Below are 14064 nucleotides of genomic sequence, written 5' to 3'. Positions count from 1 at the left end.
AACCGGAGTTTATGATGAACTCATAACACTTTGAGGAGGCGCTGTGAGTACCGGTGCGAAGAATATTCGGCTCGGAGCCGGAACCGAACCGCTGGACGCCATCGACGAGCGGCTGCTTGCCGCCCTCGTGGAAGACGCCCGGATCTCAAACAAGCAGCTGGCCGAGCTCGTGGGCATTGCCCCGTCCACGGCGCTCATGCGCACGCGCGCCCTGTCCGAACGCGGCATCATCCAGGGATTCGAAGCGAAATTGAGCCTGTCCGCCATCGGACGGTCCGTCCAGGCGCTCATCGCTGTAAGGCTCCGGGCCCACGACCGCGAACAAATCGACCGGTTCACGTCACGGGTGCCCCGGCTTCCGGCCGTGCTGTCCACGTTCCACACCTCGGGTTCAGTGGACTACCTGCTGCACATTGCCGTGGCGACCACTGAAGACCTGCGCGACTGGGTCCTGGACAACCTCGCCACCGATCCCGTGGTAGGCCACACCGAGACCACGCTGGTGTTCGAACACATCCAGGGCAACCACGGGCCGCTGCCCGACTAAGCCTGCCCGGAGTTCCCGGCGTCAGTGCCAGATATAGAGCCCCGAATGCGCGGCGCCCATGATGTCACTCCGCAGGACATCCAGCTGCTCCCGGCGGAGCGCCGCCTCGCGCTCATGCACGGCCCAGTCGGAGAGGATGACCCGCCGGCGTTCCGCCCAACTGACCAGTGCGGCACCCAACGCGGCTGCAGCCGATTCGACGACGGTGGGCCGGCGGTACGGGCCGCAGGCAGTCGAACCGGCGGCGGATAATGCGCTCATGGCACGTTCCTTTCAGGACTTGCTGATTGTTGATTCCGTGAACTATGGCCCCTGCTGCCGGCCGATGCGGGAACGCCGAGGATGGGGAAGGCATTGAGATGGATTTGGACCGGTCGGGCGCCTTCCTGCTCGCCTTCGTTCCTGATGTCCTCCAGCAGCCGGTGGCCGTAGGCTTCCAGGGCGGTGGTGTACCTCGCCAACTGGTCCGCGGTGAGCCTCGCATTTGCTGTGCTGATCAGGGCGGCGTGCAGCCATTCGGCATCAAGGCTTTCGCTGCCGTGGGCCATGAAGTCCGCCAGGACGGCCTGCCTGCTGTGTTCAAACTCGCGGGTGACCAGCCGGGAGGCTTCCTCGGTCGCCGGGGACGTGGCCAGCTCCGGCGATGTGATCTGGATGGCTCCGCGGGGGCGTTCCCACCAGCGCTCCCGCGCCGTGCCCTTGCCTTCGACTTCACGGACGAAGTCGTGCTTCGCCAACTGGCGCAGGTGGTAGCTGGTGGATCCGCTGGACTCGTTGAGCAGTTCGCCCAGGCTGCAGGCCGTCTGTGCCCCGTAGCGGGAGAGCATCTCGAGTATCTGCACCCGCAGCGGATGCGCCAGCGCCTTCAGCGATGCGGTATCGACCCGGCGCACCGGGAACGGCGGCTCCTGCCCGGCCGGCGGATCCTCATCCGTTGCGCCTTCGGCGGTCACGGCTGCAGCTGATGCCGCATCGGGTGAACTCTTCATACGTCAAAAATACGCTTGCAAAGAAACCTTTGCAAGGGTTTCTTTGCAACTATTTCTTTGCAAGCATTTCTTTGCAACATCTTGTTTGCCTGCAGGCCGGTGCAGCCCTGTCCAGCCGGGGACTAGCCGTGGCGCCGCAGCCCCGGACGCCCGGCGGGTGGCTCAGGCCGGCTGGCGGAGTGCGGCAGCCAGCGTCACGGCAGCCAGGGCGAACGCCGCGACAGCGCAGAGCACCACAAAGCCCGTCACGGCCGCCTGCAGCCCGTAGGCGGCCGTCGCAAGTCCCAGCCCGATCACCGGGAGAGCGCTGCCGAGGTAGGTGATCACGTAGACCGTGCTGATGATCTGGGCATGGCGTGATGCTTCGACTTTTCCGGCCACGTCGTTGAACACGGTCCGGAAGGCCACGCCCTGGCCAACACCCGCGGCGAGGCTGGCCGCAATGAGCAGCCACGGACTGGTCCAGGCGGCGGCAGCGGCAATCAGCAGCACCGATACCGCCAGTACAGCCAGGCCGGCAGGCACCACAAACCTCCCGCGGACGGCGAGCAGCTGGCTGAGGGCGGAAGCGCCGAGGGTCAATCCGGCGAGCACGCCGATCAGCGGGCGGGAGTCGGCGCCGACGATCTGGGCAAAATAGCCCGGAGCCAGCGACAAGCAAAATCCGAAAACGGTAAAGCTCAGGAACCCCACGGCGGAGGCCAGCCAGAAGGCACCGCGGGCTTCCCGCGAAACGGACGGGCGGCGGGGTGCCAGTACCTTGAGCGGCTGCGGCCCCGAGACGGAGGTGATGGCCGGCCGCGCCTTGAGCAGGTACAGGGGCACCAGCATGGCGATGAGGACCACCGAATGAAGGTAGTAGGGCGTGGAGGTCGGTCCCGGCAGGAGGGACAGGATTCCGCCGATGGCCGGACCGGCCGCCACTCCCCCGGCGGATGCCAGCAGGGTGAAGCGTGAAGCCCAGTCGGGGCGCGTGGGTAGCAGTTCGCGCAGCGCCGCTGAACTTGCGCCGGTGGCGAGGGCAACGGCAACACCCTGGAAGGCGCGCCCGGCGGACAGCATCGCCAGGCTGTCCGCGTTGGCAAAGATCATTCCGCCGAACAGGCCGACCACCACGGCGAGGAGCAGCGCCGCCCGGCGGCCGATGTGATCGGACCAGTGCCCTGCCAGCATGAGAGTGGACACCAGGGCCAGGACGTAGGCGGAAAAGGCCACGGTGATTCCGAAGGACCCGATGCCAAGATTCGCCTGGAGCAACGGGTACAGCGGGGTCGCGAGGTTCGCGCCAACTAGGAGCGTGAAGATCACCACGCCGGCCATGACCAGCCGTGCCGTAGTGGAAGCGTCCCATGCCCAGCCCCCGGCGGTAGCCGGACGCATGCGGAGTTCGCTGAAGACAGTCATCTACGTGCCTTTGCCTGCAGTGCCTGCCCCGGGCCGTTCCTTGTGGGAACACCGCGGGCCGGGCGAAAGAAATTGTTACCTACAGGATGGTCTACTCATGACCCTGGCTATCAATATTCGTGCCAATATTGATCAAAATAGTCAATGATGCCTGACGGATATAACCCGGAGTGATGATTTGAACAGCCTGGACAACACGGATCTGAGAATCCTGCTCGAACTGATCCGCGACCCCCGGGTGCAGATCGGCGAACTGAGCGAATCCCTGGGCATCGCCCGCAACACGGCGCAGTCGCGGGTCCGCCGGATGCTCCGTTCCGGCCTGCTGCACGACGGCGGACGGGAAATTGACCTTGAGGCGGTGGGGTACGACGTCGTCGCGTTCGTGACGATCGAAGTCAGCCACCGGGAACTTGACGGAGTGGTGGGCGCCTTGCGCCTGATCCCGCAGGTCCTGGAGGTCCACGAGATCTCCGGGCGCGGAGACGTCTGGTGCCGGGTGGTGGCAACGGATACCCACAACCTGCAAACAGCGCTGCGCTCGATCCTCAGGATCAAGGGCGTGATCCGCACGGAGACCGTCCTGGCGCTGCATACGCACATCCCCTACCGGACGGAACCGCTCATCAGCCGGCTCGCGCAGAGCCGGGCTGAGGCGGCACCACGCAAGTGACTGGGATAATGACTCGTGACCATCATTGACAACGCCGTGTACGTGGACGGCCACCGGACCGCAGAGCCGTACAACCTCGAGCAGACCTTTGAGACACTGGCGGACCATGGCGGCATGGCCTGGATCGGGCTGTACCGGCCCACCGAGGCCGAAATGTCTGCAGTGGCAGAGGAGTTCGGCCTCCACCTGCTCGCAGTGGAGGATGCCATTTCGGCCCACCAGCGGCCCAAGCTGGAACGCTATGACGACGTCCTCTTCACTGTGCTCCGCCCGGCGCGGTACCTCGATGAAACGGAAACGGTGGAGTTCGGCGAACTGCACGTCTTCACGGGCAAGAACTTCGTGATCACGGTCCGGCACGCGGAGACAGCCGGCGTGGCCCAGGTACGGCAACGGCTGGAGAGCCGCCCGGAACTCCTGTCCCACGGGCCCGAGGCCGTGCTCTACGCCCTGATGGACCGGGTGGTGGACGACTACGTACCCGTGGTTGCGGGCCTGGAAAACGACATTGACGAGATCGAGGACCAGCTGTTCAGCGGGGACTCCGCGGTCTCCCGGCGCATCTACGAGCTTGCCCGCGAAGTGATCCAGTTCCAGCGGGCCATCCATCCGCTGCCGGGAATGATGCAGCTGCTCCGGCGCGGGTTCGACAAGTACGAAGTCAACACGGACCTGCAGCACCACCTCCGCGACGTCGAGGACCACGTGGAGCGGCTGATTTCACGTGCCGACACCTTCCGGGACATCCTCCAGAATGCGCTCACCCTGGACGGCACCCTGACCGCCAACCGGCAGAACGAGGCAAGCGCCCAGCAGAACGAGCAGGTCAAGAAGATCTCGTCGTGGGCGGCCATCTTCTTCGCGCCGTCCTTCGTGGCAGGCGTCTACGGCATGAACTTTGACCACATGCCGGAACTGCACTGGACGCTCGGATACCCCCTGGCGATCTCCATGATGGCGGCCACCGCCGCGCTGATGTACGCCATTTTCAAGCGGAAGGGCTGGCTCTAGGAGCCACCGGCATGTCGGATGTATTCGATGCCGGACAGCAGCCCCCTTACCGGCCGGGCAGGCTGCTCATTCCCGGCTCAGCCCGCCAGCTGGGCACGTTCGGCCTGTTTGAACCCGCGCCCGGCCAGCGGCGAACCCTTGACGTGGCCGGCAAACCGCTGGCCGTGAAAAGCGCCGAAGGCGACCTCTTGTGGGTCGGCTTCCGCGAACTCACCGGCGGACCGGCGTCCGCCGGGGACTTTGCCGCGCTGGCTGCCCGGTTCGGCGAGTGGGTGGTGGACGGCATTCCGGCCCAGGCTGTTGCCGTCGGAACGCCGGAGTGGCGCCTTTTCCTCGACGTGGTGGAGCTGCTGTTTGCCGCGGACGTCACGCTGTTCGTTGTCGGTGCGGCGCTCCCGGATTTCGGCGCCGGCAGCCCGCTGTCCCTCCTGCTTCGCGTTGAATCCGATGAAGACCTGCCGGAAGGGCCTTCGTCCGGAAGCTAGCCCCGGGCGGCCGGAACGAGCGTCACGGTGCCGGCGCCGCCGTCGACCTCTATCTGCTGTCCGCTGGCGATCCGGCGGGTTGCCACCCCGGTGCCCAGCACCGCCGGGATGCCGTACTCCCTGGCCACAATGGAGCCGTGGCTCAGCGGCCCGCCAACGTCCGTGACCACGGCGGATGCCATGGCAAACAGCGGGGTCCAGGCGGGAGTGGTGATGCGCGCCACCAGAACCTCCCCCGGCTGCATCCGGGAGAAGTCTTCGGGACCGGCCAGCACCCGGGCCGGAGCGCTGACCCGGCCCTGGCTGGCGCCCACTCCTTTGATGGTGTTCCCTTCCTGGTCCTGGGATCCTTCCGGCATCATCCCCGCGAGGGATTTCTGCAGCCACCGGATCTCGGGCAGCATTTGCGGCGGAGACGCATTGCGCTGACCCCGCCACCGCATCTTGCGCTCCGCGACTGCCTCCGCCAGGACGGGCCGGCCGGCACCGGTGATGGCCGCCGGGCTGCTGGCGGCGGCAAGGCCGAATTCGACGGCGCTGCTGAGTTCCCCGTACCGAAGCCAGAACACATCGCCGGGCTCGGCGATGAGTCCGGCGGCTGCCAGCCGCTGCCCCAGTTCGCGGAGCATGCGCCGCATCAGGGGCCAACCGAGTCCGACGTCGGCGAGGGCGTCCTCGCGGATCGGCGCCGCCCCCTGCGCCCACCGGAGCAAACGCACAAAGACGGACCTGCGGGCCGGGTGCAGCCGGGAAAGTATCGTTTCGGTGCTGTCCTCGCGCCGGCCGGCAGCGAGCGCCTGCCGGCGGTGGGGGTCGTTGCCCTGCCCGCGCAGGTAGAACTTCAGCGTGTCCAGCAGCGGCGACGGGTCGTCTGCCGGCACGGGGTTGACGAAGTCAAGGTTGTACACCGTGTGCCCGTAGTGGTCCAGGTGCAGCTGGAAGCGGTGTTGCCACTGCCCCCACAGACCTGGATCCATCTCCTCCGGAGTCGTCCCCGAAGCCTGTGCCCGGGCGAGGGATTTGGTTGGCGTCCCCAGGATGGCTTCGGCGAGCCCAGGGACTGTTAGCGACCAGCGGGCCAGGTCGAAGAGTGCCTTTTCCGCCCGGATGGGTTCGCTGTCGTAGCCGAGCAGGAACGCCGGCGCAGTCGGGTCGCCGTCCTGCCGGACGAACCTGTCGTAGAACTTCTGGAAGGCGAGTTCGCTGGATGTCGCGACCGGAATAATGGACTGTACTGCTGTGTAGTACACGGTTCCGGCATCCAGGAGGGCCGACACCCCCTCGAGGAGCTCCTGCCCGGTGAGGTCTGCAACGGGCTTGGCCGACCAGGATTCCACCACGCGCACGTAGCGCGGGTGCGAGTAGTCTCGCCAGCCTTGGATCCCCATGTGGGCTTCGCCCCGGATGAGGGCGCGGACAGCGGCCGGCGTTTTTCCCATCAGCCGCCACAAGGCCGCCGTGCGGTAGTAGTAATAGGCGTAGCCGTTGATCGCGGGAAGGCCCAGATCGCCGGTGCGGAGGCTGCTTTTGCCGAACGCCTCGTCCATCAGGGCGTTCAGGGACCGCGAGACCGAGCCATCGATCAGGTCCGCAAACAGGGGCGAGAGCGGATCGGGCAGCTGCTCCACGATGCTGGCCCGGAAGTAGAGCCCCTTGGGGTAGGGCACGCTCCAGTCGCGCGGGGTCTCCCCGGCCGGCTCGGGCAGCGCAGTGATGGGCCGGGACTGCAGGATGAAGAATTCGTTGCCTACCAGCGCCCACTCGATGTCCTGCGGGGAACCGAAGTGCCGGGCGATGCGTGCCCCGTAACCCGCCAGGGTGGCCGCAGCGGCATCGTCCAGTACCGGTTGATGCCTGCGGAACGCCGGCACGGGCTCCTCCCGCGTGCCCCGGCCGGCATAGACCGTCATGACTTCCTTGTCGGCCGTCCGGCGGGAAACCACCGTCCCTGTCGCAGCCTCGACGACGACGTCGTCGGTGGAAACGGCTCCGCTCACCACGGATTCGCCCAGGCCCCACGCGGCACCGATCACGATCTGGTCGCGGCGACCGGTGGCGGGGTTGGCAGTGAACATCACGCCGGCGGCATCCGCGTCCACCATCTGCTGGACCACCACAGCCAACCGGACCTGGTCCGGCCGGATGCCCTCCCGCGAACGGTAGGCCATGGCGCGGGAGGTCCAGAGGGAAGACCAGCAGGTGATGACCGCCTCCATCAGGGCGTCGGCGCCCCGCACGTTGAGAAACGTGTCCTGCTGGCCGGCGAAACTGGCCGAGGCGAGGTCTTCGGCGGTGGCCGACGACCGTACCGCCACCGCCGGTTCCGTGCCTTCGCCAAGGCCGGCGCCCTCGCCAGGGCCGGGGCCGGAGTCCGGGGCAGGGCCGGAGTCCGGGGCGGGGCCCAGCTGGTGATAGGCGGCGCGGAGTTCGGCTGCTATCGCTTCCGGGATCATTCCGCCGGCGAACAGCCCCCGGATCCGTGCCGAGGCGTCCTCGTAGTCCTGGGCGCTCGCGGAGGGCGGCAACGCGGCGTACTCCTGGATGCGTTCGGCCAGCTCGTTGCTGTGGACGAACAGCTCGTAGGCGGCCGTGTTGAGCAGGAATCCCGGCGGTACGGGAAGTCCTGCCCGAACCAGTTCGCCGAGCCCGGCACCCTTGCCCCCCCGCCGTCGGGACGTCGCTCCTGCCGACCTCGCTGAAATCATCGATGTAGTCCATGACGGCGGCGCCTCCTGTCCGGCGGGGGCCACGCAGCCCCTGATTCACAACATACTGGCACGTGGGGAGGCGTCATGCCATGGCCCGACGCCACCGGAAGGGGAGCTGATCCGAGGCCCTTCCGCTGCCTGGCCCGGGTCCCTAAGGTGGGTCCATGGCTGATGCATTTTCCTCCCTCGTGGAGGCATTCAGGAACGTGGGTGTGGCGAGGGCTTACGGCGCTCCGGTACAGGTGGGCGGTGAGGAACTCGTTCCCGTGGCGCTGGTGTCCTTCGGGTTCGGCGGCGGCGGCGACTCCGGTACCACGGGCGGAGGCAGTCCCGCCGTCGCAAGCGCTCCCACGAGCGCCGGCGGCGCGGAAGGCGGCGGAGGAGGCGGCTTCGTCCTCCCGCTCGGCGCCTACACGACGAACGCGCAGGGCCGGGTGGTGTTCCGCGCCAACACGCTTACCCTTCTGCTGGGACTGGTTCCGGTGGTTTGTGCCGTGGGAATGTCCGTTCGCGGGGTGCTCAAGACGGTCAGCGCAGGCCGGCGGTAGCCTTGATCCAGTCCAGCTCGTACGGAATCGAGGCCGACAGGTTCAGGTAGGCCGGTGACGGCGGCAGTTCGATGGCGTTCGTTACACCCACCAGCTTCTGTTCACCGTGGTCGGACCAGACGACGGGACCACCGCTATCGCCGCGGTTGGCTGTGGTGTGCGGCGAAAACGTGCAGAACTGCCAGGGTCCCGCAATGTCCGGGCAAGATTCGGCAGGAACTGTCGTGAGCTGGGTTTCCATAAGCCGGCGCGCCGGGTCGCACGGTTCTGCCGCGTTGAACGGGTCCCCGGTGCAGCCGTAACCGGCCACCGTTACTTCCTCCCCGACGGGAGCGGGCGTGGAGGCCAGCTGAACGGTGGGCTCCGAGACCGCAGACTGCAGGAAAAGCAGGGCAATGTCGTCCTTGATCAGCGCGGGGTTGTAGTGCGGCGAAGCAACGGCCTTTGTTACCCCCACGGTGTATGCGGAACGCTTTTGGCCGAAGTGGAATGTCACGTCGATGGCGGACGGACTCCGTCCGTTGTTGCTGATGCAATGCGCCGCCGTGACCACCACGTCTTCCTTGATCAGGGACCCCGTACAGGAAGCAATCCCTTCCGGGTAGGCCAGCTGGACCTTGGCGGCCCACGCGTAGTCGTCCGAGTCCGCCCTGCTTCCGTTGTAAACGGCCTGGGCCGGCGTGGCCGTTGCGGCCGCAAGGACTGCCGCAAAGACCGACGACAGCAGCCTGGCCACGACGCGCCGGTGCCGCCGTTCGGAATCCAGGAATATTCCGCCTTCGCGGGGCGTGGTCTGCGGGGGGATTCTGTTGCGCATGAGGTTGCTCCTCATCAGTGCCTGAAGCTATTTGCGGATGTGGTGAAGGAACCGGAACGAACCCAGGTCCCCGGAGATCACACATCTGCCCCCAGTCGCAGCACCATAACTCTGCTCCTCCCCGCAAGCGGCCGTCAAGCGCGATTGGATGCGGGCCCTCAAATACCGGGGCGGTGACAGCTACGCGGCACGCACCTCGACCTCACCGGGCAGGGCCGCGTCGGCACCGAAGACCAGGTAACGGTTGGCGATCTTTTCACTGAAGAACCGGTCATGGCTGACCACCACAACGGCACCTGGAAAATGCATCAGGGCCCGTTCCATGACCTGGGTGCTGGACAGGTCCAGGTGGTTGGTGGGTTCGTCAAGCAACAGGACCGACGCGCCGGACAGCAGGCACTGCGCCATCGCGACCCGGGCTTTCTGGCCGCCGGAGAGGTTCCCGATTTTCTGCTTGAGATCCGCTTCGGAGAACTGGAACATTGCCAGGAACCGGTTGACAGACTTTCTGGTGGCGCTGAAAGCCAGGCTGTCCGGCAGGGCGTTGACTGCGTGCGAAACGGTGTCGGCGTCGTCGAGCTCTTCAAGCATCCGGTTGTAGGAAACGAAGCCGGGACCCTTTGCCCAGGAGACCACGCCGGCGTCTGCTTCTTCCTCACCCGTCAGCACTTTCAGGAGGGTGGATTTTCCGCTGCCGTTCGCGCCCAGCACCACGATCCGGTTCCCGCGCCTGATCTCGAAGCCAAGGTCGTTGAAGAGTGCTTTGTCACCGTAGGACTTGGCCAACCCCTCCACGCGGCAGAGTACGTCCTTGACGTGCAGGCCGCCGTAGATCTCGGTGACGATCTGGTCCACCGGGCGGGGTGTACGTGACTTCTTGATCTTGGCCAGTTGGTTTCCCAGCCCGCGGCTGGCGGCCTTGGCGGCTTCGCGGCGGTCGGCGATCCCTTCAGCCTCGAAGGCCAGCAGTTCGGATTCGTGCACAAACTGCTGTTCCAGGGATTTGAGCCGGAATTGTTTCTGCACGATGTATTCGCCAAAGTTGCCGGGGTACTCATGCAGGTGGAAGTTCTCCACTTCGATGATCCGGGTGACCACGGCGTCAAGGAACTTCCGGTCGTGCGAGACGATGATTGCGGCACCCTTGAAATCCCGGAACCAGCTTTCAAGCCATTCGACGCCGGCCACATCCAGGAAGTTGGTGGGCTCATCCAGCAGCAGCACATCGGGGTCCTCAAGGAGGATCTTTGCCAGGGCGGCCCGGTTGCGCCAGCCGCCGGACAGTTCGTCAATGGCGCAGACCCTGTGGGCCTCGCTGAAGCCCAGCGTCGTCAGGACCTTGTCGATCCGCCGGGGATAGTCCCAGCCGTCGAGGCGGTCCATGTCCTCGAACAGTTCGGCCTGCCGGGTGATGAGCCGGTCAAGTTCTGCACCGGCCGGGTCTGCTGCGATGGCCGTGTCGATGGACGCCAGTTCGGCCTCGACGGCCTTGATGCCAGAGAACAGCCCGTCCAGGACCTCGGTGATGGTTGATTCCCCGTTGAGTTCGGAGAACTGCGAAAAGTAGCCGATCCTTGTTCCCGGATCCACCGTAACGGTTCCGGATTCCGGGGAAATCCGGTCAAGGACGAGTTGGAGCATGGTGGTCTTGCCGGACCCGTTCTTGCCGATGAGCCCCACCCTGTCGCCCGGCTCAAGACGGAAGTACGCCTCCCGCAAAATCATGGTGTTATCGAATCGCACGCTGACGTCATGCAGCCGGACAAGGCTCATTGCTGCTGTCCTCTCGAGGGGTGGTTCGTGGGCGCGTGGTGCCGGACCGGCAACAAGAAAACTCCCTCACCCGGCGGTGGCGCCGGATCAGGGAGCTTATTCTGTGGAGCTAAGGGGATTCGAACCCCTGACCTCTTCGATGCGAACGAAGCGCTCTACCAACTGAGCTATAGCCCCGGGCAGCTGCCCTTCCCTCGGACCAACTTCGGGAACAGGCAAACCGGTGTCCCTAGGCTACAAACTATCGGCGCGCTTCGCCAGCCAGCTCCGGAATGTCTCGCTTCCGAACGGCTGCTCGGGAACCAGGTCCGGCCACCATCCGCGCGTTTTGGGCATAGAAAACCCCGGGCAGCAATCGGCTGCCCGGGGCGGAGAGGCTGGCTAGGCTCGGCGGCGCTGCAGGACGTCGTCCAGGTTGCTCAGGGCGCTCTGAGCCTTGGTCAGGGTCTTGGGAGCGCTTCCGCTGGCTGCCGGTGCCGCGGCCGGACCCTGCTTGAGGGACGGTTTGCCAACTGCTTTCGGAGCCTCCGGCAGGTCCAGCGGCTCCGGGGCGGCCCGTTCGGCCTTGGCGGCTTCCACGTAAGTGGGCTTGGGAACGTCGACAGGTTCCCATTTGGCTTCGGCGTTGACGGCCGATCCCGGTGTGGCGGCAGTCCTCAAGGCGGTGTCGCCCGAGGCCCTGGCTTCGGCGAGGGCAGCTTCACGCAGTTCCTGGGCCGTCAGCGGCTTGACCTTTGGTTTACTTCCCGCCTCGGCATCAAAAAGCTGGCTTTCCGGGGCGTCCACGGCCGGTTCCCGGCTGGGACGAGGTACGGCAACCCGCATCTGCCGCTCGGGGGCAGTCATGGCTGCGCGGAAGGCCGCGTTCATTCGGGCGCGCCGGTCCCGCACCGCCAGCCGCCGGAGCCAGGCGACGGACGCTACAGCAGCCAAGAGGGCCCCGACAGGCAACCAGGACGAGCCCATCCCGAACATGAGGAAGACGCCGGCCACAAGCCCGGTGAGCAGCGACACCAGTCCCACCAGCGCGAGCGCACATCGTCCGTACCGGATCCTCAGTGCGCCCGGGCGCGCCGTCGCCGCCCCCGGGCCGACGGCGGGTGTCCGGGATCCCTGCGCGGATCCGGTGGCCTGCTTGGTTTCCATTGAGTTCTCCTGCTGGGCGGCCATTTTCATGACGTTTCCGGCTTGGGGGTCTGCGGGTTCGGCAAAGTTGATTTCGGAGATCAGCTCGGCTGCGGGCTGGAGCTGATGCTGGCGGTTTCTCAGTACATACGGGGCCACCCACACAATCCAGAGCGCGACAGCGACAACAAGGATCACTGAGCTGCTAAGGGGGAAGTCCACATTCAAAACCGTATGAGCAATTAGCCGACAGCTCTGGCATTCGCTCCGGTGTGTCGCAGGGCAGGTGGCAATTCAATGGATTTATGACGGAAAACACTTGGAGAATGTCGGGGCAACGCCGGGCGGGGTCAGGCCGGCCGGCTCCTCAGCCACCTGGCCAGCAGCCCCTCGGGAACTTCCTCGGACGTCAGGGCGAACGAGCGGTGGTCCGCCCATTCGCCGTTGATGTGCAGGAACCGTGGCCGGTAGCCTTCGTCCCGGAAACCAAGCTTCTCCACAACCCGGAGGCTGGGCCCGTTTTCGGGCCGGATGTTGATCTCCATCCGGTGCAGACCGAGGCTGCCGAAGCAATAGTCCGTGGCCATGGCAACAGCCGTGGGAGCGATTCCCCGGCCGGCACACGACTTGTCCACCCAGTATCCAAGCGTGGCCATCATGGCGGAGCCCCAGATGATCGATGACACCGTCAGTTGTCCGACGATGACCGGATCCCGCTGGCCCGGTGTCCGCTCCGTGATGACGAAGGGCAGCGCCGTGGCCTGCGCAGCCTGGGCGTTGAGGGACCTGACCATCTGCCGGTAGTCGGGGAGCGCCCCTCCGGGGGCCGGATTCGAGGCCTCCCAGGGAGCCAGCCACTCAGAATTCCGGGATCGGACCGCCATCCACTCCTTGCGGTCCCGGTACCGGATAGGGCGCAGCACAATATCGCCGCATTCCAGCGTCGCCGGCCAGATGCTGCCCCGCATGGGACGTTACTTGGCCAGTGAAGCGGTGAATTGCGGCAGCCACTCGCGCAGGCCGGGGCCGAGGTCCTCACTGTCGCAGGCCAGCTGGACGCAGGCCTTGAGGTAGCTGAGCTTGTCGCCGGTATCGTAGCGGCGGCCGCGGAATACCACGCCGTAGACGCCGTACCCTTCGCCTTCTCCGGCAGCCAGTTCCTGGAGGGCGTCCGTCAGCTGGATTTCCCCGCCCCTGCCCGGTTCGGTGCGTTCGAGGACATCGAAGACCGCGGGGTGGAGGACGTAGCGGCCGATCACGGCCAGGTTGGACGGTGCTTCCGCGGCGTCGGGCTTTTCCACGAGCTTGCGGATCCGCACAAAACCGTTCATGTCGGTCTCGTCGATGTCGGCGCAACCGTAGGCGCTGATCTGGGAAGGCTCCACTTCAATCAGCGCGACCACCGAGCCGCCTGTCTTGGCCTGGACTTCGATCATTTTGCTGAGCAGTTCGTCCCGCGCATCGATCAGGTCATCGCCAAGCAGCACCGCAAAGGGTTCGTAGCCGACGTGCTGCTTGGCGCGCAGCACTGCGTGGCCAAGGCCCATCGGGTCGCCCTGGCGGACGTAGTGGATGTCACCGAGGTTGCTGGCGGCCTGGATGGCTTCGAGCTTGGTGGTGTCGCCCTTTGCTTCGAGGGTTGACTCCAGCGACGGGACCCGGTCGAAGTGGTCTTCGAGGGCGCGTTTGTTCCGGCCGGTGATCATCAGGATGTCGGTGAGGCCAACGTTGACGGCCTCTTCGACGACATACTGGATCGCGGGCTTGTCCACGACCGGCAGCATTTCCTTGGGCATGGCCTTGGTGGCCGGTAGGAACCTGGTGCCGAGTCCGGCAGCAGGAATGACAGCCTTGCGGACGGAAGTATTGGTGGTAGTCACTGGACTAATCTAGCGTCAGGGACCAAACATTGGGTAATTGCATTGACCGCCCCGGATGGCCCTCACCAAGGCCTCCGCCGGCGGGCCTGCTGACATGGAAGGAC

General features: G+C 65.9%; 14 protein-coding genes and 1 tRNA gene. 5 read left to right on the top strand and 10 right to left on the bottom strand.

The features are described from left to right. Positions 1-43 precede the first annotated feature (43 nt). On the top strand, positions 44-547 hold the full coding sequence (locus AC6JAC_RS07520; RefSeq protein ID WP_028269478.1) for an Lrp/AsnC family transcriptional regulator: 504 nt from the start codon (positions 44-46) through the stop codon (positions 545-547). Between the two features lie 21 nt (positions 548-568). On the opposite strand, the gene AC6JAC_RS07515 is transcribed toward AC6JAC_RS07520, so the two are convergent. The 3 genes from AC6JAC_RS07515 to AC6JAC_RS07505 form a co-directional block, all read right to left on the bottom strand. Then, the gene (locus tag AC6JAC_RS07515; RefSeq protein WP_454698997.1) at positions 569-808 is read right to left on the bottom strand and encodes a 2-nitropropane dioxygenase; all 240 of its coding nucleotides are present in this window, start codon (positions 806-808) and stop codon (positions 569-571) included. Then, a complete protein-coding gene (locus AC6JAC_RS07510) occupies positions 805-1536 on the bottom strand; it encodes an ArsR/SmtB family transcription factor (protein ID WP_231511016.1) in 732 nt (243 codons plus the stop codon). Before AC6JAC_RS07510 ends, AC6JAC_RS07515 begins: the two co-directional genes overlap by 4 nt. Before the next feature lie 162 nt (positions 1537-1698). Continuing rightward, positions 1699-2940 carry an MFS transporter gene (locus AC6JAC_RS07505; RefSeq protein ID WP_028269481.1) on the bottom strand — a complete coding sequence of 414 codons (1242 nt, stop codon included), beginning with the start codon at positions 2938-2940 and terminating at the stop codon, positions 1699-1701. A 178-nt stretch (positions 2941-3118) separates the two neighbouring features. On the opposite strand from AC6JAC_RS07505, the gene AC6JAC_RS07500 reads away from it, so the two are divergent. From AC6JAC_RS07500 to zapE, 3 genes are read left to right on the top strand one after another with little or no spacing between them, the layout of a single operon-like run. Further along, positions 3119-3613: an Lrp/AsnC family transcriptional regulator gene (locus AC6JAC_RS07500; protein WP_055796827.1), complete on the top strand. Its 495-nt coding sequence runs from the start codon at positions 3119-3121 to the stop codon at positions 3611-3613. Positions 3614-3628: 15 nt separating this feature from the next. Next, positions 3629-4624 carry a magnesium/cobalt transporter CorA gene (gene corA / locus AC6JAC_RS07495; protein ID WP_028269483.1) on the top strand — a complete coding sequence of 332 codons (996 nt, stop codon included), beginning with the start codon at positions 3629-3631 and terminating at the stop codon, positions 4622-4624. Positions 4625-4635: 11 nt separating this feature from the next. Next, a complete protein-coding gene (gene zapE, locus AC6JAC_RS07490; RefSeq protein ID WP_497964138.1) occupies positions 4636-5109 on the top strand; it encodes an AFG1/ZapE family ATPase in 474 nt (157 codons plus the stop codon). Here the strand turns inward: zapE and AC6JAC_RS07485 are convergent. Then, entirely contained in the window at positions 5106-7814 is a 2709-nt protein-coding gene (locus AC6JAC_RS07485; protein ID WP_497964136.1) for a PEP/pyruvate-binding domain-containing protein, read from the bottom strand. The two genes, zapE and AC6JAC_RS07485, sit on opposite strands and share 4 nt — an antisense overlap. A 167-nt stretch (positions 7815-7981) precedes the next feature. Between AC6JAC_RS07485 and AC6JAC_RS07480 the strand changes: the two genes are divergently transcribed. After that, a complete protein-coding gene (locus AC6JAC_RS07480; RefSeq protein ID WP_497964134.1) occupies positions 7982-8365 on the top strand; it encodes a hypothetical protein in 384 nt (127 codons plus the stop codon). Here AC6JAC_RS07480 and AC6JAC_RS07475 read toward each other — a convergent pair. From AC6JAC_RS07475 to galU, 6 genes are all read right to left on the bottom strand, one after another. Continuing rightward, a complete protein-coding gene (locus AC6JAC_RS07475) occupies positions 8346-9182 on the bottom strand; it encodes a S1 family peptidase (protein ID WP_497964132.1) in 837 nt (278 codons plus the stop codon). The two genes, AC6JAC_RS07480 and AC6JAC_RS07475, sit on opposite strands and share 20 nt — an antisense overlap. 180 nt (positions 9183-9362) lie before the next feature. Beyond that, positions 9363-10955, bottom strand: coding sequence for an ABC-F family ATP-binding cassette domain-containing protein (locus AC6JAC_RS07470; RefSeq protein WP_497964130.1), 1593 nt, complete (start codon positions 10953-10955; stop codon positions 9363-9365). Positions 10956-11059: 104 nt separating this feature from the next. Further along, positions 11060-11132: transfer RNA gene (locus AC6JAC_RS07465), tRNA-Ala, on the bottom strand. 204 nt (positions 11133-11336) lie between these two features. After that, positions 11337-12302, bottom strand: a complete 966-nt coding sequence (locus AC6JAC_RS07460; RefSeq protein WP_497964128.1) for a hypothetical protein — start codon at positions 12300-12302, stop codon at positions 11337-11339. Between the two features lie 128 nt (positions 12303-12430). After that, positions 12431-13048 (bottom strand): GNAT family N-acetyltransferase, encoded by a 618-nt coding sequence (locus AC6JAC_RS07455; protein ID WP_028269489.1) that lies wholly within the window; start codon positions 13046-13048, stop codon positions 12431-12433. Between the two features lie 6 nt (positions 13049-13054). Further along, positions 13055-13960 carry a UTP--glucose-1-phosphate uridylyltransferase GalU gene (galU, locus tag AC6JAC_RS07450; protein WP_028269490.1) on the bottom strand — a complete coding sequence of 302 codons (906 nt, stop codon included), beginning with the start codon at positions 13958-13960 and terminating at the stop codon, positions 13055-13057. Positions 13961-14064 lie beyond the last annotated feature (104 nt).

The organism is Arthrobacter sp. KUASC02 (assembly GCF_059739395.1).
The sequence above is the reverse complement of the archived record's forward strand: the minus strand, read 5'-3'. Positions and strand labels throughout refer to the sequence as shown.

What these genes read in the sequence shown, in the direction of transcription:
- AC6JAC_RS07515 (WP_454698997.1), bottom strand. Translation starts at nt 808, where the DNA reads ATGAGCGCATTATCCGCCGCCGGTTCGACTGCCTGCGGCCCGTACCGC.
- AC6JAC_RS07510 (WP_231511016.1), bottom strand. Translation starts at nt 1,536, where the DNA reads ATGAAGAGTTCACCCGATGCGGCATCAGCTGCAGCCGTGACCGCCGAA.
- AC6JAC_RS07505 (WP_028269481.1), bottom strand. Translation starts at nt 2,940, where the DNA reads ATGACTGTCTTCAGCGAACTCCGCATGCGTCCGGCTACCGCCGGGGGC.
- zapE (WP_497964138.1), top strand. Translation starts at nt 4,636, where the DNA reads ATGTCGGATGTATTCGATGCCGGACAGCAGCCCCCTTACCGGCCGGGC.
- AC6JAC_RS07485 (WP_497964136.1), bottom strand. Translation starts at nt 7,814, where the DNA reads ATGATTTCAGCGAGGTCGGCAGGAGCGACGTCCCGACGGCGGGGGGGC.
- AC6JAC_RS07480 (WP_497964134.1), top strand. Translation starts at nt 7,982, where the DNA reads ATGGCTGATGCATTTTCCTCCCTCGTGGAGGCATTCAGGAACGTGGGT.
- AC6JAC_RS07475 (WP_497964132.1), bottom strand. Translation starts at nt 9,182, where the DNA reads ATGCGCAACAGAATCCCCCCGCAGACCACGCCCCGCGAAGGCGGAATA.
- AC6JAC_RS07470 (WP_497964130.1), bottom strand. Translation starts at nt 10,955, where the DNA reads ATGAGCCTTGTCCGGCTGCATGACGTCAGCGTGCGATTCGATAACACC.
- AC6JAC_RS07455 (WP_028269489.1), bottom strand. Translation starts at nt 13,048, where the DNA reads ATGCGGGGCAGCATCTGGCCGGCGACGCTGGAATGCGGCGATATTGTG.